The organism is Azospirillum sp. A23 (assembly GCF_042938965.1).
Lineage (GTDB): Bacteria > Pseudomonadota > Alphaproteobacteria > Azospirillales > Azospirillaceae > Azospirillum > Azospirillum melinis.
This window is the reverse complement of the sequence record NZ_CP170663.1, coordinates 36,058-57,724: the sequence shown is the minus strand read 5'-3', so window position 1 is coordinate 57,724 and position 21,667 is coordinate 36,058. Positions and strand designations below refer to the sequence as shown.

The 21,667-nt window shown below is 68.7% G+C and carries 18 protein-coding genes; 2 read left to right on the top strand and 16 right to left on the bottom strand.

Annotated features, from left to right (window positions below; genetic code table 11):
- Positions 1-5 precede the first annotated feature (5 nt).
- From ABNQ40_RS00230 to ABNQ40_RS00200, 7 genes are all read right to left on the bottom strand, one after another.
- Entirely contained in the window at positions 6-752 is a 747-nt protein-coding gene (locus ABNQ40_RS00230; RefSeq protein WP_109049628.1) for an SDR family NAD(P)-dependent oxidoreductase, read from the bottom strand.
- Positions 749-1,564, bottom strand: a complete 816-nt coding sequence (locus ABNQ40_RS00225) for an ABC transporter permease (RefSeq protein ID WP_109049629.1) — start codon at positions 1,562-1,564, stop codon at positions 749-751. Before ABNQ40_RS00225 ends, ABNQ40_RS00230 begins: the two co-directional genes overlap by 4 nt.
- A 29-nt stretch (positions 1,565-1,593) precedes the next feature.
- Positions 1,594-2,844, bottom strand: a complete 1,251-nt coding sequence (locus tag ABNQ40_RS00220; protein ID WP_109490907.1) for an ABC transporter permease — start codon at positions 2,842-2,844, stop codon at positions 1,594-1,596.
- 25 nt (positions 2,845-2,869) lie between these two features.
- The gene (locus ABNQ40_RS00215) at positions 2,870-3,928 is read right to left on the bottom strand and encodes an ABC transporter substrate-binding protein (protein ID WP_109049630.1); all 1,059 of its coding nucleotides are present in this window, start codon (positions 3,926-3,928) and stop codon (positions 2,870-2,872) included.
- A gap of 79 nt (positions 3,929-4,007) precedes the next feature.
- On the bottom strand, positions 4,008-5,063 hold the full coding sequence (locus ABNQ40_RS00210; protein ID WP_109049631.1) for a polyamine ABC transporter substrate-binding protein: 1,056 nt from the start codon (positions 5,061-5,063) through the stop codon (positions 4,008-4,010).
- Positions 5,064-5,191: 128 nt separating this feature from the next.
- Positions 5,192-5,632 (bottom strand): hypothetical protein, encoded by a 441-nt coding sequence (locus ABNQ40_RS00205; RefSeq protein WP_109049632.1) that lies wholly within the window; start codon positions 5,630-5,632, stop codon positions 5,192-5,194.
- 160 nt (positions 5,633-5,792) lie between these two features.
- Positions 5,793-6,734: a LysR family transcriptional regulator gene (locus tag ABNQ40_RS00200; protein WP_247879757.1), complete on the bottom strand. Its 942-nt coding sequence runs from the start codon at positions 6,732-6,734 to the stop codon at positions 5,793-5,795.
- 159 nt (positions 6,735-6,893) lie between these two features.
- On the opposite strand from ABNQ40_RS00200, the gene ABNQ40_RS00195 reads away from it, so the two are divergent.
- Positions 6,894-7,901: an MBL fold metallo-hydrolase gene (locus ABNQ40_RS00195; RefSeq protein ID WP_109049634.1), complete on the top strand. Its 1,008-nt coding sequence runs from the start codon at positions 6,894-6,896 to the stop codon at positions 7,899-7,901.
- Positions 7,902-7,932: 31 nt separating this feature from the next.
- Here ABNQ40_RS00195 and ABNQ40_RS00190 read toward each other — a convergent pair whose 3' ends face one another.
- The 5 genes from ABNQ40_RS00190 to ABNQ40_RS00170 form a co-directional block, all read right to left on the bottom strand.
- Positions 7,933-10,287, bottom strand: coding sequence for a TIM-barrel domain-containing protein (locus ABNQ40_RS00190; RefSeq protein ID WP_109049635.1), 2,355 nt, complete (start codon positions 10,285-10,287; stop codon positions 7,933-7,935).
- Positions 10,284-11,339 (bottom strand): ABC transporter ATP-binding protein, encoded by a 1,056-nt coding sequence (locus ABNQ40_RS00185; protein WP_109049636.1) that lies wholly within the window; start codon positions 11,337-11,339, stop codon positions 10,284-10,286. Before ABNQ40_RS00185 ends, ABNQ40_RS00190 begins: the two co-directional genes overlap by 4 nt.
- Positions 11,340-12,410, bottom strand: a complete 1,071-nt coding sequence (locus ABNQ40_RS00180) for a carbohydrate ABC transporter permease (RefSeq protein ID WP_109049637.1) — start codon at positions 12,408-12,410, stop codon at positions 11,340-11,342. It abuts the gene before it with no gap.
- Entirely contained in the window at positions 12,407-13,438 is a 1,032-nt protein-coding gene (locus ABNQ40_RS00175) for a carbohydrate ABC transporter permease (RefSeq protein ID WP_199235314.1), read from the bottom strand. The genes ABNQ40_RS00180 and ABNQ40_RS00175 overlap by 4 nt, the downstream gene beginning before the upstream one ends.
- Before the next feature lie 63 nt (positions 13,439-13,501).
- Entirely contained in the window at positions 13,502-14,785 is a 1,284-nt protein-coding gene (locus ABNQ40_RS00170) for an ABC transporter substrate-binding protein (RefSeq protein WP_109049639.1), read from the bottom strand.
- A 182-nt stretch (positions 14,786-14,967) separates the two neighbouring features.
- On the opposite strand from ABNQ40_RS00170, the gene ABNQ40_RS00165 reads away from it, so the two are divergent.
- Positions 14,968-16,059, top strand: a complete 1,092-nt coding sequence (locus ABNQ40_RS00165; protein WP_391345285.1) for a LacI family DNA-binding transcriptional regulator — start codon at positions 14,968-14,970, stop codon at positions 16,057-16,059.
- Here the strand turns inward: ABNQ40_RS00165 and ABNQ40_RS00160 are convergent.
- The 4 genes from ABNQ40_RS00160 to ABNQ40_RS00145 form a co-directional block, all read right to left on the bottom strand.
- Complete coding sequence (locus tag ABNQ40_RS00160) at positions 16,047-17,399, bottom strand: histidine-type phosphatase (RefSeq protein ID WP_109049640.1); 1,353 nt, start codon at positions 17,397-17,399, stop codon at positions 16,047-16,049. The two genes, ABNQ40_RS00165 and ABNQ40_RS00160, sit on opposite strands and share 13 nt — an antisense overlap.
- A gap of 45 nt (positions 17,400-17,444) precedes the next feature.
- Positions 17,445-18,221, bottom strand: coding sequence for an inositol monophosphatase family protein (locus ABNQ40_RS00155; RefSeq protein WP_109049641.1), 777 nt, complete (start codon positions 18,219-18,221; stop codon positions 17,445-17,447).
- An 89-nt stretch (positions 18,222-18,310) separates the two neighbouring features.
- A complete protein-coding gene (locus ABNQ40_RS00150) occupies positions 18,311-19,483 on the bottom strand; it encodes an ABC transporter ATP-binding protein (RefSeq protein WP_109049642.1) in 1,173 nt (390 codons plus the stop codon).
- Positions 19,480-21,657: an iron ABC transporter permease gene (locus ABNQ40_RS00145; RefSeq protein WP_109049643.1), complete on the bottom strand. Its 2,178-nt coding sequence runs from the start codon at positions 21,655-21,657 to the stop codon at positions 19,480-19,482. Before ABNQ40_RS00145 ends, ABNQ40_RS00150 begins: the two co-directional genes overlap by 4 nt.
- Positions 21,658-21,667: the final 10 nt, after the last annotated feature.

Genomic DNA, 21,667 nt, shown 5'->3' with positions numbered 1-21,667 from the left:
TTTTTTCAATCCTCGTCCAGACCGCGCGGCGTGCGCATGCCGGCGGTCTCGCCGCCGTCGACGGTCAGCACGGTGCCGTTGACGTAGCTCGACCGCTCCGACAGCAGCCAGGCGACCGCGTCGGCGACCTCCTCCGGCGCGCCGAAGCGGCCGGCGGGGATGCGCTGTTCCAGGCGGCGGCGCTTGATCGCCTGCGTCTTGATGCCCTGCATCATGCGGGTGTCGATCTGGCCGGGGCAGACGGCGTTGAAGCGGACCTCGTCGCCGAACTCCAGCGCCAGCGCCTGGGTCATGCCGATCACCGCCGCCTTCGACGCGCAATAGATCGCCAACCCCTCCTCGCCGATCTTGCCGGCGACCGAGGCGACATTGACCACCGCCCCACCCGCCGCCCGCAGCCCCGGCAGGGCAAGGCGGGTGAACAGGAAGGCGCTGCGGGCGTTCACCGCCATCACCCGGTCCCAATCCTCCACCTGCGCTTCCGCGAAGGCGACGCGGCGCGACATGCCGGCATTGTTGACCAGCCCGTCGATGCGGCCGCCGCCAAGCTCCATCGCGCGTTCGACCGCAAGGGCGCAGTCGTCGGGCGAGGCGACGTCGCCCTGCTGGAAGACGGCCCCCGGGCAGCGGCCGGCGAGGTCGGCGCCGGCCGCCTCGTCCCGGCCGGTGAAGAGGACGCTCCGCCCCTCGCCGGTCAGACGCTCCACACAGGCACGGCCGATGCCGTGCGTGCCGCCGGTCACGATGATCATGCGTTGCTCCCAGGCTTTGAACCGGTCCCCCGCCCCAGCCGGGTGAGGAGACCCATGAAGACGACGGTGACGCCGACCAGCAGGGTCGACATCGCCAGGATGGAGGGGTCGATGGTGTCGCGGATGCCGTCGAACATCTGGCGCGGCAGGGTCCGCTGTTCCGGCCCGCCGATGAACAGCGCCACCACCACCTCGTCAAAGGAAAAGATGAAGGCGAACAGACCGCCGGACAGCACGCCCGGCAGGATCAGCGGCAGCGTCACCGTGAAGAAGGCACGCACCGGCGAGGCTCCCAGGCTGTAGGCCGCCCGCACCAGGGTGGTGTCGAAGTTGCGCAGCGTCGCCGTCACCGTGATGACGACGAAGGGCGCGCCCAGCACCGCATGCGCCAGGATCAGCCCGGCATAGGAGGCGGTCAGGCCGATCCGCGCGAACAGGAAATACATGGCGACACCGCTGATCACCACCGGCACCACCATCGGCGCGATCAGCAGGCCGAGCAGAAAGGATCGTCCCGGCAGGTCGTTGCGTGCCAGCCCCAGCGCCGCCAGCGTGCCCAGAACCGTGGCGAGCGCCATGGCGCCGGTGCCGACGATCAGGCTGTTGCGCAGCGCCGGCAGCCAGGGGCCGGAGGCCGCCAGCACCTTGTCGTACCATTGCATCGACAGGCCGGGGATCGGGTAGGACAGGAAGCCGGCGGAACTGAAGGAAATCGGAATGACCGCCAGGATCGGCCCCACCAGGAAGACCATCATCGCGCAGCAGAAGGCATAGTGGAGAATACGGGTCGGACTGGAGATCGGACTGGACATGGGGGTTCGGCCTCTCTGGAACGGGGACCTCATTGGATGCCGGCGATGCGGCCGACGCCGATCAGGCGTCCGACCGTCGCGTAGAGCAGCATGATGCAGATGAGCAGGATCGCCCCCAGCGCCGACGACAGGCCCCAGTTGATGGTGGTGTTCGCGTAGTAGGCGATGAAATAGCTGGTCATCTGGTCGCGGGCGCCGCCGACCAGGCTGGGCGTGATGTAATAGCCGACGCCGATGATGAAGGTCATCAGGCAGCCCGCCCCGACGCCCGGCAGCGTCATCGGCAGATAGACCTTGAGAAAGCCGACCGCCGGATGGGCGCCCAGCGAGGCCGAGGCCCGCATGTATGACGGCGAAATGCCCTTCATCACGCTGAGGATCGGCAGGATCATGAAGGGCAGCAGGATGTGCACCATCGCGACATAGAGGCCGAAGCGGTTGAACACCAGCTCCAGCGGCGCATCGACGATGCCGAGCCGGGTGAGCAGCCCGTTCAGCACGCCCTCCTTCTGCAACATCACGATCCAGGCGCTGGTCCGCACCAGCAGCGAGGTCCAGAAGGGCAGCAGCACGCAGACCATCAGGACCGACGCGAAGCCGCGCGGCAGGCTGACCAGCGCATGGGCGAGCGGAAAGCCCAGCACAAGGCACAGGAGCGTGGTCACGAAACCGATCCACAGGGTGCGGCCCAGCGTGTCGATGTAGATGCGCTCCTCCGCCGGAGCCCGCACTATCGACCCGCTGTCGTCCATTCGCAGGTCGAGCGCCGTCAGCAGGTAATAGGGCGTCAGCGGCGGGCTGGCCCGGCGCAGCGCCGCCCAGGTGGCCGGCTCGCCCCAGCGCGCATCGATGCCGGTCAGCTCCGCCGCCCAGCTCGCCTGCGGCCGGTCGATGGCGCGGACGGCGCGCGCGGTCTTGGCCAGCAGCGCCCGGTAGCCGGCGCGCTCGTAATTCAGGCGCCGGCTCGCCTCGCCCAGGCGGGGCTCGCCATGGGCGGCCTTCAGGTCGCGGGCGAGCGCGGCATAGGCGCTTTCGGGCGGCAGGCCCTCGCCGGTCCAGCCGCGCATTTCCGCGGCGACGCCGGGCAGCACCCCGCCCACCTCGCCATTCTCCACCGCGTGGACCAGCATGCCGCCCAGCGGCAGCACGAAGACCAGGGTTAGGAACAGGACCAGCGGTGCGATCAGCAGCGCCGAGACCATGCGGGCCTTCGCGCGCGACGACAGGGACGGCGGCGCCAGCGCCGAAGTCCCATCCAGAGTTTCCGTGGTGCTTGCCATGCGCGTCATCGCTCCGTCCCGCCGGTCATCGGGATCGCCAGTTGGCGAAGCGCGCTTCCAGCGCCTCGCCATGGTCGGCCCAGAAGGCGGTGTCGAGCGGGACCGCCAGCTGGAAATTCGCAGGATTCGTCGGCAGGTCGGCAGCCAGCGCCGGGTCGATGCCGAGGTTGGCCTTGCGGTTGGTCACGCCATAGGCGATGTGGCTGGGAAAGCGGGCCTGCACCTCCGGCCGGCTGGCGAAGGCGATGAAGCGCTCCGCCGTGGCGCGGTTCTTCGCCCCCTTCGGGATCGCCCAGTAATCGACGCCCAGCACCTGCCCGTTCCAGGCGAGCGCGAAGGTCCGTCCGCTCCGGTTGGCCGCCGTCACCCGTCCGTTGAAGGCGGCGGCCATCGCCACGTCGCCCGAGGCCAGCCGCTCGATCGGTTCGGCGCCGGAGGTCCACCACAGGATGTCCGGCTTGAGCCTGTCGAGCGATGCGAAGGCGCGGTCGACCCCGGCCGGCGTCGCCAGCAGCCGGTAAACCTCGCCGCGCGGCACGCCATCGGCCAGCAGGGCGATCTCCAGCGTCATCTTGGCGGTCTGGCGCAGGCCGCGTTTGCCCGGCCAGCGCTGCACGTTCCAGAAATCGGCCCAGCTTTTCGGACCGTCGGCGATGCGGGAGCGGTCGTAGGTCATCACCATCGACCAGACGAAGGCGCCGACGCCGCACTCGCTGTAGGCCTCGTCGATGAAGTCCCGGCGGTCGCCGACGGCTGTCCAGTCGATCTTCTCGAACAGCCCCTCATCGCACCCGCTCAGCAGGCTGTTCTGTTCGACCTGCAACACGTCCCAGCTGACGCTGCCGGTGTCGACCATGGCGCGGACCTTCGCCATCTGGCCGGAATAGGAATCCTCGGTCAGCTGCACCTTGCCGGCATCGGCGAAGGGGCGGAAGAACACCGCGCGCTGGGCGTCCTGCAACACGCCGCCGGCGCCGACGACGGTCAATTGTCCGGTTTGTGCGGGAGATTGCGCCAGGGCCGGCGCGGACCAAAGTCCGGCCGCCAGCGCGCATCCGACGATGCGCGTTGCGTAAAGCGTCATGACTCTCACCTGTTCAGGAAATTGTTTGCGGCGGGCTCTGCACCCGGTCCGCCCTGCACCCGGTCCGGTGAACCCGGATCTATTGGGCGACCCAGCGCTCGAAGCGCTGCTGCAATTCGTCTTCGTTGTTCACCCAGAAGGGCGTGTCGATCATCAGCGCGCCCGCCATGTTCTGCGGAGCGGTCGGCAGGTCGGGCTGGATTTTCGGATCGATCAGGGCGGAGGCACGGCTGTTGGTGACGCCGTAGGGGATCGTTTCGGCGAAGCGCTTCTGCGCCTCCGGGCTGGTCATGTAGGCGACCAGTTCCCTGGCCGCCGCCAGCTTGTCGGTACCCTTGGGGATCGTCCAGTAATCGGCGGAATAGAGCTGCTGCGTCCACAGCATGGTGAAGGCCCGCCCGTCCCCATGTGCGGAAGCGTTGGCGGCGGCGACCCGCCCGTTGTAGGCGGAGGTCATGACGACGTTGCCGGCGGCCAGCCATTCCACCGGCTGCGCGCCGCTGACCCACCAGCGGATGTGCGGCTTGATCCGGTCCAGCTTGGCGAAGGCGCGGTCCACCCCGGCCTTGGTGCCCAGCGTCTCATAGAGCTTGTCGGGGGCGACGCCGTCGGCCAGCAGGGCGATCTCCAGCGTCATGCGCGCCTGCTTGCGCAGGCCGCGCTCGCCCGGCCAGCGTTTGAGGTCCCAGAAATCGGCCCAGGATGTCACGCCGGGGGTCTTGGCCGGATCGAAGGCCAGCACCTTCGACCAGACGAAGGCGCCGACGCCACAGGGTGCCTTCACCTGCGGTATGATGTCGGCGGCGTTAGGCTGACTTTTCCAGTCGAAGGGTTCGAGAAGCCCCTCGTCGCAGGCCAGCGTCATCTCGTTCTCGTCCATTTGAAGGACGTCCCAGGTGACCGTCCGCGACTGGTTCATCGCCTTCAGCTTCGCGATGCCGCCGGTATAGGATTCCTCGATCAGCGGCGCGCCCGATTGTTTGCCAAAGGGCTCGAAATAGGCGGTGCGCATCGCGTCCTGCAACGATCCGCCGAAGCCCACGACGGTCAGGTCGCGCGCATGCGACGACCCGGACGCAATCAGCATGGCGAACAGAATGGGCGCGCAAAGGCGCCCTGCCCGTCTCGTCGTCATCCGACCCTCCTCACTTGGATCCCGGAAATTGTGTGGAACCCGGAAGGCCGGCGGCATCGCGCCGCACCGGACCATCCGATGCGACAATCTTATAAGTTATAAATTACCTGTCAAGGCGGGCAATTCGATCAGTGCGTCGTTTGGTGGAATGCGGCGCCGACCGCCAGCAGGCCGGCGATCAGCAGAAATTCCACTCCTTTGACCGACCCGGCCATCTCGGCCGGCAGTTGCAGGATAAGGCCATAGGCGGCGACCGGCATGAGGACCGCCAGCGCCACGGCACTCCCAAACCTGCGCAACACCACCAGCACCGCACAGGCGATGGCGGCCAGAAGGGAACCGGCGGCCATCGGATGAGCCGGACTCAGGTCCGGCGCGCTGTTGCCGAGTTGCCCGGCAATCGACAGCAGATGGTTGCCCAACCAGCCGAGAAGGCGCTGGTTGCCCGAAGGCATCATCAGCAGGTCCAGCACCCCGCGGACGACGGAGCAGCCGGCGCTGTGCAGCTTGCAGGACAGGGTCGACAGGGTGTCGCCGGCGGTGGTGCAGAGGGAAGTGGATTGGCTCATGACCCGCGTCCTTGGATCCGTGTGAGAGATCGGGATCAGGCCGGACGCGAACGGAATGCCGTGCCGGTCAATGCAAGGACGCTAACCGTTCTTTGATGCGCGATAAATAAACCGAATTGAAGAAGACTGTTGCGTTCCACGGAACGACAACACAGGCCGCTCACCCTTCCGCCGCACTCCAATGGTCGGCGCCGTCCCCGAGATCGATGCGTGTCGCCAGGAAATCCAAGAAGGACCGCACCTTCGGCGGCTGAATCCGCCCACCGGGGAAAACCGCGTGCAGATCGACATCCGATCCCCTCCAGCCGTCGAGCACCCGCTGCACCTGACCGGCCGACCGGTAGGCTCGCATGGCGAAGTCGGTGGCGAGAACCAGCCCGCCGCCGGCCAGCAGCGTCGGGACCAGCATCTCCGGATCGTCGGCCGACATCACCGGGTCGATGACCGCATCCACCCCCTCCCCCGGCTGGTCCCCGTCGGTGCGGAACAGCCGCCAGGCGAAGCCCGAGGGACGGCGGGCGGTCATGTTCGCCAGCGTCAGATGGCGGATCAGCGCGTCGGGGTGGCCCGGCAGCCCATGGGCGGCACAATAGGACGGTGCGGCATAGACATGGCGATGCAGGACGCCCAGCTTGCGGGCCGCCATGCTGGAGTCCTGCAACGTTCCCATCCGGATCGCCAGATCGATGTCCCGCGCCACCAGATCGAGATTCTCGTGGCTCAGCACCAGATCGATGCGGACATCGGGATATCGGCTGCGGAAGTCGGGCAGCAGCGGTGCGATGACCGTCATTCCGAAGGATGGCGGGGTGGTGATCCGCAGCCAGCCGCGCGGCGCGTCGCGAAGCTGGGCAACGGCGCTTTCCGCCTGCTCCAGCTCTTCGGCGATCCGGCGGCAGCGGTCGAAATACACCGTCCCCGCTTCCGTCAGCCCGATGCGGCGGGTGGTCCGGTGCAGAAGCTGAATGCCGAGCCGCTGTTCGAGATCGCGCACCTTGCGGCTCAGCGTCGTCTTGGGCAGCCGCAGCCGCCGGGCGGCCTTGGTGAAGCTGCCCTCCTCCACGACCTTGACGAAGGCGATGGTGTCGTTCAGGTCCTGCATCGGCAACCCGGCGATTGGATCGGTTTCCGGCACAATGTTGCCCGAGCTTGACGGGTAATCAAGCCCGCCGCCCGGTGCTAACTGGTGGGCATGCGCAGCGGCGGAAAACCTCCACCGCCGCCGCACCCGATATCCGGACCGTTCCCAAGGACAGGCAGAATGAAACCGCACACGCTCCTGCTGGCCGCCGGCCTGCTGTTCGCAACCATCCCGACGGGCCATGCCGCCGACACGGCCATCGACAAATCCCCCGGCAAGCCCGCCGGCCACACCACCGCCCAAGCCATTCCCCAACCGGCGGCCCAACCGTCCGAAGCCGGACTCTACCGCTTCACCGTCGGCGACCTGCGCATCACGGCACTCAGCGACGGCACCCTGCCGCTCGGCATCAAGCCGCTGGTGAAGGGACTGCCGCCGGACCGGATCGACGCGCTGCTGGCCGAGCGGTTCGAGCGCGATCCGCTGGAAACCTCCATCAACGCTTTCCTGATCGACACCGGCTCACGCCTGCTGCTGGTCGATACCGGCGCCGGCCAGTTGTTCGGACCCTATGGCGGCAAGCTTCCGCTCAGTCTGGCCGCAGCCGGCTATCGGCCCGATCAGGTGACCGACATCCTTCTCACCCACATCCACACCGACCATTCCGGCGGACTGACTCTGGACGGGCGGATGGTGTTTGCGAACGCCACCGTCCATGTCGGCCAGCCCGACCTCGACTTCTTCCTCAACCGCGACAACATCGCCAAGGGATTGCAGCCCCGCCTCCATGACGAGGCGGTCGCCACGGTCGGCCCTTACCTCAAGGCCGGCAAGGTGAAGCCCTTCAGCGAAAAGTCGGAAATCCTGGCGGGAGTCACGGCGATCCCCACCCCCGGCCACACCCCCGGACATGCCTTCTACCGGGTGACGAGCCGGGGCGAGACCATCGAGTTCTGGGGCGACATCATCCATGTCGGGCCGGTGCAGTTCCGGCATCCGGACGCCACCGTCGCCTTCGACATCGACCAGGATGCCGCCCGCGCCCAGCGCCGGGACCGCTTCGCCGAGGAGGCCGACAGCGGTCAGCTGACCGCCGCCGCCCATCTCAGCTTCCCGGGCCTCGGCCGGCTGCGGCGCGACGGCGACGGCTACCGCTGGGTGCCGGTGGAATACCGCAACCGGCAGTAAGACATCACCCCGGCCCCGGCGAAGCGGAGGCTCAGGCCTCCAGCGTCAGCGCGGCCCCCTCGACCGTGCCGGGCCGCAGTTGCGGTCCGCCCACGCTGCGCAGGCGCAGGCCGCGCCATGCCGGCTGGTAGCTGCCGGCCGCCTTGGCGGAGACCACAACGGCATCCCCCTCGCGCAGCGCGGTGACGCTGGTCGCCAGCCCGGCGCCGTCGCGCCAGCCGGTGGTGTCGCCGTTGTCGTCATAGAGCAGGGCCGTGGCGCCCTCCACGTCGCCGTAAGCGACCAGTTCGCGCTCCGTGTCCGTCGCCGGATCGACGCGCAGTCCGGCGGCCCCCAGCGGCAGCAGGGCGCCGGACCGGACGAACAGCGGCGCACGGCCGAGCGGGGCCGCCACCGTCGCAACGGCTCCGCCCGGATGGTGCGTGCCATCGTGGAAGACATACCAGCCGCCGGGATTCTCCGGCAGCCGGACCGACCGGCTGTCCGCCCCCGGTTCCAGCACCGGCGCCACCAGCAGGTCGGGGCCGAGCATGAAGGCGTTCTCGGTCGCTGCGGCGCCGGGATCGTCGGGGAAATCGTAGAACAGCGGGCGCACCACCGGCTCGTCCGCCTCCGCCGCCCGCCACATCCGCGTGTAGAGATAGGGCATCAGGCGATAGCGCAGGCGGATCGCCTTGCGGATCGGGTCGATGACCTCCGGATGCATCCAGGGCAGCGTCGTGATGCCGTCGCTGTTCCAGCTGTTCATCATGAAGCGCGGCCAGAAGGAACAGAACTCGACGAACCGGCAGAGCAGTTCCGGCCCGGGGCTCGGCCCATGGAAGCCGCCGGTGTCATGCCCGATGTCGAACATGCCGGACAGGCTCATGTTGAGCCCCTGGGTCAGGTTGAAACGCAGCGTCTTCCAGGCGGTGGCGTTGTCGCCCGACCAGGTCTGGCCATAGCGCCACAGGCCGGCCGGGCCGCCGCGGGTGATGGTGTAGGGCCGCTTGTCCGGCGCCCAGGCGGCCTGCGTGTCGTAGGCCAGCTTGGTCATCAGCAGCGCCTGCGCCGGCCGCGCCAGCGTCTGCGGGAAGGGACGGCCATCGCCGGCCGCCACGGCATCCTCGTCCCAGATCTCGTACTCGTTGTTGTCGTTCCACACCGACACCATGCCGGGGGCCAGCAGCGCCGTCTCGATCCCGTTGCGCCACCAGTCGCGGGCTTGTCGGTTGGTGAAGTCGAGATGATAGCCCAGCCCGTCCCAGAACTGTGCCACCGCCGGCTTGCCGGTCTCGCCGTCATTGACCAGCCCGCCGACCCCGGTCACCTCCGACAGGCGCGGATGGTCATCGAGCAGGCACGGCTTCAGGTTGGCGACCGGATGCAGCCCGGCGGCGTTCAGCTTGCCCAGCGTCGCCGCCGGATCGGGGAACTTGTCGTGGTTCCAGTGGAACGCGTAGCGCCGGCCGCCGATCATGGTGTAGCCGGAGCCGAAATGGAAACTGTCGCAGGGAATTGCGTGCTCGGCGCAGCGGTCGACGAAATCGGCGATGCGGGCGTCGGCGTCGGCGGCGTCGGCGATGGCCATCGAAGTGGTGGCGAAGCCCAGCGTCCATTTCGGCCCGAAGGCATGGCCGCCGGTCAGGCGCGAGAAGGCGCGCACCACATCCGGAACGCCGGGGCCGGCGAAGACATAGGCGTCGAGGTCGCCGTCGTCGGCACGGTAGGAGCGGAACAGCCCGTGGTAATTGTCGATGGTGGCGCCGACGTCGATCTCGGCGGTGGCAAGGTTGTCGTAATAGACCCCGTGCGCCCCCGTCGGCCCGGCGACCAGCAGGAACGGAATCATCTTGTAGAGCGGGTCGCTCAGCTCGGCGTCGAAGCCGCAGGGATCGACCGCATCGACGCGGAAGCGGCGGCCGGTGCGGTCCAGCGGACCGGCCTTGTCGCCCAGCCCGTAATGCCGCTCGTCCCCGCCGCGCTCGACGTAATGCGAGAAGGCATGGGTCTGGCGCGACACGAAATAGGCCTGGGTGCGGCGGTCCTGCAGGAAGGGCACCTCCTCCCCCGCCCGGTACCAGGCGACGCCGAAGGGCTCCAGCGTCACGACGGCGCGCAGCTTCGTCCCCCGCAGCGTGACCGTACCCTGGCCCTCTTCGACATCGGCGGCCGGGCAGGCAAAGCCGCTCAGATCGTCGCGGTCACGGCCCTCATAGGACGGATCGGCACCGCCGGGCGCCACCGACCAGCCGCGGTCGAGGCGGTAGCCTCCGTCGCGCCGCATCAGGATGCGGCCGACATCGTCCTCGACGAAACCGATGCGCAGATCGACGCCATGGTCGAGTTCGAACACGGCATAGATGCCGTCGCGCCCAATGAAACGGGCTCGGGTCAGGGCCTTCATGAATGGCTCCGGGCGAGAAGGGGTTCGGGACGGCAGGCGAGGCCCGCGGCGTCGAAACGGTGGAGATGGTCGCGGCGCAGCCGCACCGGCAGCAGGTCGCCGCGGGCAAGGCGGCTCTGGCCGTCGCAGCGGATGGTGAGCGGGATGTCGTTCGGACCGGTGGCGTAGAGGAAGGTCTCGCCGCCGAGCTGCTCGACGAGGTCGATCCGCACGGTCAGGTCGGCGTCGGCCTCGGCACAGGGCTCGACATGCTCGGGCCGGATGCCGAGCGTCGCCACCCGGCCCGTCGCAGCGCCGGCCGCCTCACCCCGCACCAGCTCCGTCGGCAGCAGGTTCATCCGCGGCGAGCCGATGAAGCCGGCGACGAACAGGTTGGCCGGGCGGTTGTAAAGCTCCAGCGGCGTGCCGATCTGCTCGATCCGCCCGCCGTTCAGGACGACGATGCGGTCGGCCAGCGTCATCGCCTCGACCTGATCGTGGGTGACGTAGATCATCGTCCCGCCGATCTCGGCATGCAGGGCGGCCAGCTCCTTGCGCGTCGCAACCCGCAGTTCGGCGTCGAGATTGGACAGCGGCTCGTCGAACAGGAAGATCTTGGGATCGCGCACGATGGCGCGGCCGATGGCGACGCGCTGGCGCTGGCCCCCCGACAGGGCGGCGGGCCTGCGCTGGAGATAGTCGGTCAGCCGCAGCATGCGGGCGGCGCGGTCCACCCGTGCCGCGATCTCCGCCTTGGCGATCCCCATATTCTCGAGCGCGAAGCTCATGTTCTGGTGGACGGTCATGTGCGGATAGAGCGCGTAGGACTGGAACACCATCGCCAGCCCGCGGTCCGACGCCGCGGTCCGCGTCACCTCCGCCCCGTCGATGCTGATGTCGCCAGCCGTGACCGTCTCCAGCCCGGCGATGACGCGCAGCAGGGTCGATTTCCCGCAGCCCGACGGGCCGACGAAGACGACGAACTCGCCGTCGGCGATGCTGAGATCGATGCCCTTCAGGACGGCGGTGCTGCCATAGTCCTTGCGGATGCCGCGAAGCTCCAGTCCGGCCATTTATTTCATCCCCGTATTCGCGATGCCGCTGGTGATGAAGCGCTGCAGGAAGGCGAAGACGAGCGCCACCGGCAGCAGGGTCACCACGGTCATGGCGAGCAGATAATGCCACTGCGTCTGCAACTCGCCCTGGAAGGCGTTGAGAGCGATGGGCAGCGTGTGGACCTCGGTCTTGGTCAGGACGGCCAGCGGCCACAGGAACTCGTTCCAGCGCCACATGACCGAGAAGATCGCCAGAACCGCCAGCGCCGGCATCGACAGCGGCATGACGATGCGGGCGTAGATGCGCCATTCCGACGCCTTGTCCATCCGCGCCGCCTCGATCAGGTCGCGCGGGATGGTCAGCATGTACTGACGCAGCAGGAAGACGCCGGTCGGGGTGGCGGCCCCCGGCAGGATCACCGCCCACAGCGAGTCGACGAAGCCCAGCTTGGTGACCACCAGATAGACCGGCGCGAGGATGATGGTGATGGGGATCATCAGCGTGCCGATCACCCCCAGCATCGCCACCGACTTGCCGCGGAACTCGTAGACGGAGAGCGCGTAGGCGGCCATCGAGTTGATGATCAGCGTGATGATGGTCGCCACCACCGTCACCACCAGCGAATTGCGCAGGAAGCGCAGGAAATCGAACTGGGTCAGCGGGTCGGTGTAGTTCTCGGCCGCCAGCGCCATGTGGCGCACCGGCGTCCGGCGGTCGGCCGGAACCCGGATGGTCTGGCCGGGCGCTGCCGGATCGACCATCTGGGCGACGATGCCGACGCGGCGGACCTGCGCCAGTTCGCGGACCGAACCGTCCTCCATCGTCACCCGGAACAGCGGCAGCGGCTGCGGATAGCCCGGAACCGACACCTCGCTCTGCGCCATCGGCAGCAGCGACGGCGGGAATTCCAGCAGGGCCGCCGGCGTCTTGAAGGACGACAGCGCCAGCCAGAGCACCGGGCCGAACATCAGCAGCACGCCCAGCGCCAGATAGGCATAGCTGGCGACGTCGGTCCAATGCCAGGAGGCGCCGCCACGCCGCGCCAGGAGCAGGCGGCCGAGTTTTCCGGTGCGGAGTTTTTCGGTCATGATGCCCTCCGCCGGGTCAGGAAAAGCTGGATCAGGGTCAGGACGAACAGCACGGCCCCCAGCAGCACCGACGCCGCGCCGGCCAGACCGAAATTCTGCACCTGGTTCGCGAAGGCGGTGGTGTAGATGTACTGGACGACCATCATCGTCGCCGTGCCGGGACCGCCGCCGGTCAGCACGAACACCTCGTCGAACACCTGCACCGAGCGGATCAGCACCAGCACCAGCACGACCAGAAGGTTGGGCCAGAGCAGCGGCAGCGTGATGCGGTGGAAGACGCGCCAGGGGCGGGTGCCGTCCATCTCCGCCGCCTCGTAGACATCGCGCGGGATCGCCTGGAGGCCGGCCAGCAGGATCAGCGTATAGAAGCCCATATGGGCCCAGACCGAGACGAAGACCGCCCAGAACATCGCCCAGCCGGGATCGACGAAGAACAGGATCTTCTCGCCGCCCGCCGTGGTCAGCACCGCGTTCAGCAGGCCGTCACGCTGCAAAATCCATTTCCAGATCAGGGCGACGACGACCGGCGACAGCAGGACGGGGAAGAAATAGACCGCCCGGAAGAAGCCGCGGCCGCGGATCGGACGGTTCAGCACCAGGGCGGTGACCAGCGAGAACAGCACCATCGCCACCATCTGGAAGACGGTGAAGGTCAGCGTGTTTCCCACACCGCGCCAGAACAGATCCTCCCGGCAGCTCCCGGCTTCCAGATAGGAGCCGCAGTCGAGCAGGCGGGCGTAATGCTCCGCCCCGACATAGGGCCGCTCCGACGGGAACAGCCCCGTTCCGCCCGTCACCGAGAAGACGATGTTGATCCCGATGGGCAGGAAGACGAACAGCCCGAAGAAGAGAAGGTTCGGCAGCAGGAAGACATAGGGCATGCGCGCCGCGCCGATCAGGCGCTGGACCGCCCGCATCGGCGGGTCGGTCAGCCGCATCAGGGCGTTGGCGCTGCCCGTGGTGACGGCAGCCGCGGCGGCGGACGGACCGCGCGCGGGGGCGCCGTGCGATCTCATGGTATCGGTCATATTCCACCGCCCAAGGTTGGGGCCCGGAATTGGGGGCCCAGGGTTGGGAGCGAAAGCCGGGAGTTACTGCTTCTTCTTGCGCTCGGCGATCTGCTGGGCGACGTCGGCGGAGATCCGCTGATAGGCGTCGTCCAGGCTCGTTTCGCCGACCACCACCTGGCCGAGACGGCTGATGGCGGCGTTGAAGACGATGCGGCTGCTGGGATCGCCCTGGATGCGGTAGGCGACCGGATCGAGCTTGCCGACCGCATCGCCGAACACCTTCAGCGCGGCGGCGGCCTGCGGCGAGGCCGACTTGTAGGCGATGCCCTTCTTGGCGAGGCCGATATGGCCCGGCACGAACAGCGTGCGCGCATAGAACTCGTTGGCGACCTCCTCGCTGGCGAGATAGTCGAGCAGGCGCCCGACCTCGGCCGGATGGCTGCTGGTCTTCAGCGCGACGAGTGCGGCGCCGCCGGGCATGCCGGAGCAGTTGGCCGGGCCGCAGGGGGTCGGCACGGCGATCCAGTCGAAGGCGTCGCCGATGGTCTTGTCGAACTGCGCGGTCTGCCAGGATCCCGATTCGTAGAAGACGACCTGCGCGTTCTTGAATTCCTCGTTGGCGCCGCGATAGGCGGTGCCGGACACGGCCCCCCACAGCTCCTTCGACATCACGCCGGCCTTGTGCCAGTCGACGACCAGCTTGGCGGCGCGTTTGAACCCGTCATCGACCGGCTTCAGCTCGCCGCCGGTCTCGGCCATCTGCGCCCCTTGCGAGACGGCAAGGCCGAAGAAACGGTGGCCGGAGCGGTCGAAGGCGACCGGGAACGGCGCCTGCACTTTGTCGGCGACCGCCTTCGCCGCCTTGGCCCAATCCTCCCAGGTCGCGGTGGCGCCCGGCATGGCGACGCCGGCCTGTTCGAACAGCGTCTTGTTGACGAAGGGGCCGGTCACCGTCAGCTGCGTCATGTAGCCGGGGATCGCGGTGGTGTTGCCGGGCACCCGCATCCACTGCAGGAACGGCCCGTAATTCTGCTCCCAATAGGCGGCGTCCTTCACATGGGCGCGGACGTCCAGCAGATAGGGGGCCAGCCCGCCCATGTCGGTGATGCGGGCCAGATCCGGACCCTGGCCGGAGGCCAGCTGCACCGGCAGAGTCTCGTTGATCGCCTTGAAGGGCACCTGGTCGAGGACGACCTTGACATCCTTGTTCTTCTCCTCGAACCGGCGGAGCAGGTCGTTCATGACCTCGCCCTCGTTGCCGTCCGAGTACCACATGATGCGGAGCGTGGTTTCGGCCTGGGCGCCAGCGGCCCCGAGGATCGACAACGCCAGCGCACAGCCGGCCATCCATGCTGCCTTCTTCATTGCGTTTCCTCCTGTGGGGTCGCTTGCGGACCCTCGGTCGGTCCCTGTCCGGACCTGTTTCCTGCCAAAACCGGCAGCTCGGCGCAGGCCGGAATTCACCGGCTCCGCTCTTCTTCCTTGAACATGGCAAACGTTTGCCTAAACTGTCAACGGCAATGTTCGATGCACAAATGGAGGGGGCCATGAACGATCGGCGACGGGAACCGGGACAGGCCTCGGGACAGGCGTCCGGACAGACGTCCCTGGCCGACATCGCGGCCGAAGCGGGGGTGTCCGTCTCCACCGTCTCGCGCATCGCCAACGGCGATCTGGGGCGGGCATCGGCGGCGACGGTGGCGAAGGTGCAGCGTCTGATCGCGGAGCGCGGCTATCGCCCGAACCCCGTCGGCCGCAGCCTGCGCGGGGGCGACAGCCGTCTGGTCGCCATGCTGGCGCCCAATCTCGACAACCCGGCCATGGCCGCCATCGCCGCGTCGACGGAGGCGGCCCTGCGCGCCGCCGGCTATGTGATGATCCTGTGCGACACCCACGACCGTCCCGACCTGCAGGACGAGTATCTGCGCGCGATGCGGTCACGCTTCGCCGAAGGGTTCATCGTGGTGAGCGCGGTCGCCAGCCCCGAACTGGAGGCATCGCTGGACCGGCGCGAGCCGATCGTCTTCGTGAACCGGCGCAATCCCTATGGCGGCGGTCCCTTCATCGGGATCGACAACAGGCAGGCGGGCGCCGACGCCGCCGACCATCTGCTGGCCTGCGGCGTGCGCGCCCCGGCGGTCATCCACCCGGCGGACCTGTCCTCGACCATCCGGGAACGGGTGGAGGGATTTCTCGACCGGCTGGAGGAGCGGCGGCCCGGCATGGCGGTCCGCCGCTGCGACGGGCCGGGCGGCAACCATCTCGATTGCGGCTACTCCGCCGCGAAGCGGCTGACCGCCGACGGTGGCTGGCCCGACGGCATCCTCTGCCCCAGCGACCTGATGGCCTACGGCCTGTTCCGCGCTGCCGGCGAGCAGGGTGTGCGCATCCCGGACGACTGCCGCCCGGTCGGCATCGACGACAACGACCTCAACGACTGGATCGCCCCCTGGCTCAGCTCGGTCAAGATCCCCTACCAGCGGTTCGGCGACGCCGTCGTTGCCAGCCTGCGCGATCTGCGGGGGGAAACAGCGTCGGGGAGGTGCTGCTTCCCCACCGGCTGGTCCGCCGGCAGAGCGGACCGGCGATGGCCGGAGACCCGGCATAACCGGCCCGACCATCGCCGTCACTGGGTGTAGTCCGGCTTCCCCACCGCGGTCGGGTCCAGCCGCTGGCTGACCAGCGCGGTGAACTGCGACAGTTCGCAGGTGCCGGGTCCGAGCCTGTCGGTGCAGCCGGGAAGCTCCAGCGTCGCCACCCTCGGCCCGGCATCGCCGGTCAACGGCGTCAGGCCGCGGACCTGATCGGCGGTGGGGGCGGCAAAGGACAGCCGGACATAGCGCTTGCCGCTGGCCCCGTCCTTCAGGCGCTCGAACAGCATCGCTCCGGTCGGCGAGGAGTCGTTGGGCTGCGATCCCTCCAGCGCCCAGCCCACCTGCATGACCGCGCGCATATGGCCGATGTTGGTGTCATGCCCCACCAGCAGGGTCAGCTTGGCCGGCGGGGGGCCGGCGCTCTCCGCTCCGGAGCTTTGCGGACCGGCGCCGTCGTTCATCGCCGCGACGATCTGCTGCAACAGGAAGGAGGCGCCGCGGCGGGCGATGTAGGGCACATGTTCGATCACGTCGTACTTCGCCATGCGCAGGGCCATCAGGTCGCGGACCTCGTCCGCCCCCACCCTGCCCCAGCCGACCTGATCGGCGGCCATGCCCTCCATATATTCGAGCCGGAAGGTCTCGGCGATGGTGGAGGCGAGATCGAGCGGGCCGTCCAGCCCGATGTTGCGACCCTTGTCCTTCCCCTGGTCGATGGCCCATGGCAGGTCGATCAGGTGACAGCCCTCGGACAGCCCCGCCTTCCGGCAGGTCTCCGGACGAGGCCCCGGCAGCACCGGGTCGAGCCGTGCGAACAGCGGCGCCAGCCTGGCCTTGTAGGCGTCGATGCTGCCGCCCATCGCCTCCAGCACGCCGGCCTTGGCGCTGGCGGGGTCGAGCGGCGACAGTCCCTGCGCAATCGGCGCGAACAGCACGTCGCGTCCGCCCTGCGGCGGCTTCGACGCCGCCTTCAGGCCGCAGCCGGGAAACAGCCCCTCCAGAATGCCGTTGCCGGTCTCGCGGGTGCGCTGGTCGGTGTTGGCCCAGGCGAACACGTCACCGGCCGCCGGACAGCCGCCGGCCGGCAATAGCCCGTTTCCGACGAAGCGCGACCGGTAGAACTGGCCCATCAGCACCGCTCCCTCGCGACCATGCGGCGTCAGATGCCCGTCCGGCACCGGCCAGGACGGCCAGTCCCTGGTGGAGAGCGGAACGATCTTGTGGGTTTCGGTCGGAGGCCGAACGCCGTGACGGCTGAAGATCAACGCCTTCTCGACGGTCTCGCGAGTCTCCGCGGCCCTTGCCGGCGCCGGTGCCGACAGCAGCCCACCCACCACGAGAGCAGCACCCAGCAGGGCGGATGTCCGGACCCTGACTCGCTTCATTGTTTCCTCCACCGGTTTTTTTCGATGTTCGAAGTCCCGTGGGCGTCAGGCAACGCCCCGCAGCGGTCCCAGCGCCTGCAATCGTCCGGTCAGTTCGGCCGTGCAGGCGACGACGACGTTGCCCAGCCGCAGCCCGTCGCCGGCAAGAAAGTCGTTGGTCCAGCCGCCCGCCTCGCGCACCAGCAGCAGGCCGGCCAGAGCGTCCCAGGCATTGATGTGCAGCTCGACATAGCCGTCGCTGATGCCGGCAGCGACATTGGCGAGACCCATCGCGCCCGACCCGCAGCGGCGGAATTCGATGTCGTCGGCGATCATCTGGGTGATCAGGTCGAGGCTGAGCGCCAGCGGGCGCCGCGCCGACCAGCCGACCTCGACCACCGCCCCGCCGCCGTGGCGCAGGCCGCTGGTGCGCAGCGGGCGGCCGTTCAGGGTCGCTCCCTGGCCGCGGCGGGCGACGAACAGCTGGTCGAGGTCGGGGGCATAGATCACGCCGATCTCGACAGCACCCCGATGGACCAGGGCCAGCGAGACGCACCAGTTGGCGGTGCCGTGGATGTAGTTGGTCGTGCCGTCGATGGGGTCGACCACCCAGACCAGTTCGGCCGGGTCGCCGCCGGCCTCCTCGCCGATCACCGGATCGCCGAAAGCTTCGTCGAGGCGCCGGCGCACCAGCGCTTCCACCGCAAGATCGGCCGCGGTGCAGAAATCGATGCTGCTCTTGGTCTCAACCGCGCCCAGCCCTTGGCGCATGGACCGCGCCAGGGCTCCCGCCTCGGTGGCGAGGTCGATGGCGAAACGCAGGCGGTCGTCGAAATCGGTCATGACAGGAAAGCTCCGCCGGCAGCCGGCAGCGCCGGCCCGGGATGTCTTGGGTAAAAGGGATCGGGGGAAAAGGGATCGGGGCGGAAAGATCAGGGCGGAACGATGGTGACGCCGCGCGGCACGAAGCCGACGCTGACGGCATCGCCGACGGACAGCGGCGCATCGACATCCGGGGTGCGCGCGAACAGCATGACCTCGCGTCCGCCCAGCGCCACGGCCACCTCATATTCCATGTGGTCGCCGAGATAGGCCGCGAAATGCACCCGGCCCGGCAGGGCGCCAGATGCATCGACGCCCGACGCATCGGCGTTCGCATCCTGGCCCGGCGTGAGGCGGATCGCGTTGGGGCGCACCGCCAGCTCGACCGGCCCATCGGTCAGATCGCGGTGCGGCAATGTCAGTGTGGCCATCCCCACTCTCACCCGGCCCAGCGCACCGTCCCGCCCCTCCAGCAGAGCCGGAACGATGTTGGCGTCGCCGATGAAATCGGCGATGAACCGGCTGGCCGGCCGCTGGTAGAGGTCGCGCGGCGTGCCGTCCTGGGCGATCCTCCCGCCGGCCATCACGATGATGCGGTCGGACACCGCCAGCGCCTCCTCCTGGTCGTGCGTGACGTAGACCACGGTCAGCTTCAACGTCTGCTGGAGCTGCCGGATGTCCTCCCGCACCTGCCGGCGCATCTTGGCATCCAGGTTCGACAGCGGCTCGTCGAAGAGCAGGACGCGCGGCTCCAGCACGATGGCGCGGGCCACGGCAACGCGCTGCTGCTGGCCGCCCGACAACTCGCTGGGCAGGCGGCCCTCCAGCCCGGCGAGACCGACCAAAGCCAGCTTGTCGCGCGCCGCCTCCAGCGCCGCGCGCTTGGCCATGCCGCCGACCGTCAGCCCATAGGCCACATTGTCGAGGATGGTCATGTGCGGAAACAGGGCGTAGCTCTGGAACACCATGCTGACGTCGCGTTCCGCCGCGGAGCGGGCGGTGACGTTCTCGCCGCCGATCAGGATGGTGCCGGACGACGCCTGCTCCAGCCCGGCGATCATGCGCAGGGTGGTGGTCTTGCCGCAGCCCGACGGTCCGAGCAGCGTGACCAGTGTCCCGGCCTCGATGGAGAAATTCAGCTCGTGCACGGCGGTGAAGGCGCCATAGCGCTTGACGACGGAGCGGAACTCCACCGCCGGCCGGGCTCGGATAGCGGCCGGGGCAACGGCCGGCGCCGGCTCAAGGGTCGTCGTCCCGGAGGACGGGGTCCGGATATGGGTCATGCGTTGACCTTCGAGGCTGAAGTGCTGACGGGCAAGGCGGCGGTGCGGCGGCCCAGGCGGCGTTCGCCGACCAGCAGCTGGATCGCCAGCAGCGCCACCACCATGATCGCGATGAGGGCGGAGGAGTAGGCGATGGCGAGGCCGTATTCGCCGACCTCGGCCCGGCCGACGATGTAGGCGGTGGCGAGGTTGTATTTGGCCGTCACCAGGAAGATGACCGCGCTGACGCTGGTGATGGCGCGGACGAAGCTGTAGACCATGGCGGTGACGATGGCCGGGCGCAGCAGCGGCAGGATCACCCGGCGCAGCGTGGTGAAGGACCGCGCCCCCAGCGTCAGCGACGCCTCGTCCAGGCTCTTGTCGATCTGGCTCAGCGTGGCGATGCCGGCGCGGATGCCAACGGGCATGTTGCGGAAGACGAAGGCGATGATCAGGATCAGCCCGGTCCCCGTCAGTTCCAGCGGCGGCGTGTTGAAGGCGAGGATGTAGCTGACGCCGATCACCGTGCCGGGGATGGCGAAGCTCAGCATCGTCAGGAACTCGAACGCCCCGCGGCCGAGGAAGGACTGGCGCACCAGCAGATAGGCGGTCAGCAGCCCGAGCGCCGCCGTCAGCGGCATGGCGACCAGCGACACGCCCAGCGTCGTGAACAGCGAATCCCAGGCCGACCCGCTGAACCACCAGCCGTTCGGCCCGGTTTCGATGCCGAAGGCGGTCTGGTAATGGATCAGCGTCAGCGTGTTGTCGCGCCCCAGGCTCTTCAGGAAGCCGCCGACCAGGATGGTGCCGTAGACCAGAACGGTCAGCGCCGTCCACAGCGCCGCGACGGCCGACGCGGCGATCCGCACCCCCGACGGCAGCGGGCTGGGCAGGCCGGCATCGCCCTTGCCGGCCACGGTGGCGTAGGACCGGCGGCCGAGCCACCGTCGCTGCGCCAGGAAGGCCGACAGGGTGAAGGACAACAGGATGATCGCCAGCACGGCGGCCCGCCCCTGGTCATGGGCGGCACCGACCACCGCATAGAAGATCTTGGTCGACAGCACGTCGAAATTGCCGCCGAGCACCAGCGGGTTGCCGAAGTCCGCCAGGCTTTCGATGAAGGAGATCAGGAAGGCGTTGGCGAGGCCGGGACGGATCAGCGGCAGCGTCACCGTGCGGAAGGTGATCCACGGGGTGGCGCGCAGGGTCTGCGACGCCTCCTCCAGCGTCGGGCTCACCCCTTGCAGCACGCCGACCAGCACCAGGAAGGAAATCGGCGTGAAGGCGAGGATCTGCGCCATCGCCACCCCCGGCATGCCGTAAATCCAGCGCGAGCGGGGAATGTCGAACAGGGTGGACAGCAGATCGGTCACCACGCCGGCGCGGCCGAACAGCAGGATGATGGCAAGCCCGATGACGAAGGGCGGCGTGATCACCGGCAGGATCGAGGCCAGCCGCAAGGCCGCCTTGAAGCGGAAGCCGGTGCGCACCGCGATCAGCGCGAAGGCCAGCCCCGTGCCGGTGGTCAGCACCCCGACCACGCCCGCCAGGGCCAGCGTGTTCCAGGCCACCCCGCATGTGCTGCCGGTGCCCAGCACGCAGCCGAGGCCCCAGATGCCGCTGTCGGTCAGCTTGTCGAACAGGCCCACGACCGTCAGCCGGCCATCGTTGTCCTGGACCGCCGACAGCAGGATGGTGACCACCGGGAAGCCGACGAAGACCAGGATCGAGCCCAGCACCAGCCCGATGGAGGCGACGATGAAGACATCGCCTTTGCACCAGCCGCGCAGCGCCAGCCCATGGGCGCCCAGCACGAGGCAGACCACCGCATAGGCGGCGGCACCGAGCCCCAGGCCCGGCTGGGTGACGGCGATGCTTTCCACCAGCAGCCAGCCGAGCCCGCCGGCACCGGCGGCGGTCAGCCACGCCGACCGCGCCCGTCCGTCCGCCCCGCCTTTTGCCCCGCCCTTCGCCCGCAAGCCGGCCAGCGCCGCCAGCAGCGGCAGGACCGACGCCAGCAGCCACAGCCGTCCCAGCAGCAGCCCCTGGATCAGCGCAGGCATTCCGTCACCGGCGGAGGGGCCGTTCTGCGGACCGGCCGGCCAAAAGACCGGCCAGACGCCGCCGATATGCCAGGGCAGGACAAGCACAGCCGCCCAGCCCGCGGCCAGCCAGAAACCGAGATGTCGTTTCATGATCGCGGGA

Coding starts and splice junctions, on each gene's coding strand:
- ABNQ40_RS00230 (WP_109049628.1), bottom strand. CDS start 752: ATGATCATCGTGACCGGCGGCACGCACGGCATCGGCCGTGCCTGTGTG.
- ABNQ40_RS00225 (WP_109049629.1), bottom strand. CDS start 1,564: ATGTCCAGTCCGATCTCCAGTCCGACCCGTATTCTCCACTATGCCTTC.
- ABNQ40_RS00220 (WP_109490907.1), bottom strand. CDS start 2,844: ATGGCAAGCACCACGGAAACTCTGGATGGGACTTCGGCGCTGGCGCCG.
- ABNQ40_RS00215 (WP_109049630.1), bottom strand. CDS start 3,928: ATGACGCTTTACGCAACGCGCATCGTCGGATGCGCGCTGGCGGCCGGA.
- ABNQ40_RS00210 (WP_109049631.1), bottom strand. CDS start 5,063: ATGACGACGAGACGGGCAGGGCGCCTTTGCGCGCCCATTCTGTTCGCC.
- ABNQ40_RS00205 (WP_109049632.1), bottom strand. CDS start 5,632: ATGAGCCAATCCACTTCCCTCTGCACCACCGCCGGCGACACCCTGTCG.
- ABNQ40_RS00200 (WP_247879757.1), bottom strand. CDS start 6,734: ATGCAGGACCTGAACGACACCATCGCCTTCGTCAAGGTCGTGGAGGAG.
- ABNQ40_RS00195 (WP_109049634.1), top strand. CDS start 6,894: ATGAAACCGCACACGCTCCTGCTGGCCGCCGGCCTGCTGTTCGCAACC.
- ABNQ40_RS00190 (WP_109049635.1), bottom strand. CDS start 10,287: ATGAAGGCCCTGACCCGAGCCCGTTTCATTGGGCGCGACGGCATCTAT.
- ABNQ40_RS00185 (WP_109049636.1), bottom strand. CDS start 11,339: ATGGCCGGACTGGAGCTTCGCGGCATCCGCAAGGACTATGGCAGCACC.
- ABNQ40_RS00180 (WP_109049637.1), bottom strand. CDS start 12,410: ATGACCGAAAAACTCCGCACCGGAAAACTCGGCCGCCTGCTCCTGGCG.
- ABNQ40_RS00175 (WP_199235314.1), bottom strand. CDS start 13,438: ATGACCGATACCATGAGATCGCACGGCGCCCCCGCGCGCGGTCCGTCC.
- ABNQ40_RS00170 (WP_109049639.1), bottom strand. CDS start 14,785: ATGAAGAAGGCAGCATGGATGGCCGGCTGTGCGCTGGCGTTGTCGATC.
- ABNQ40_RS00165 (WP_391345285.1), top strand. CDS start 14,968: ATGAACGATCGGCGACGGGAACCGGGACAGGCCTCGGGACAGGCGTCC.
- ABNQ40_RS00160 (WP_109049640.1), bottom strand. CDS start 17,399: ATGAAGCGAGTCAGGGTCCGGACATCCGCCCTGCTGGGTGCTGCTCTC.
- ABNQ40_RS00155 (WP_109049641.1), bottom strand. CDS start 18,221: ATGACCGATTTCGACGACCGCCTGCGTTTCGCCATCGACCTCGCCACC.
- ABNQ40_RS00150 (WP_109049642.1), bottom strand. CDS start 19,483: ATGACCCATATCCGGACCCCGTCCTCCGGGACGACGACCCTTGAGCCG.
- ABNQ40_RS00145 (WP_109049643.1), bottom strand. CDS start 21,657: ATGAAACGACATCTCGGTTTCTGGCTGGCCGCGGGCTGGGCGGCTGTG.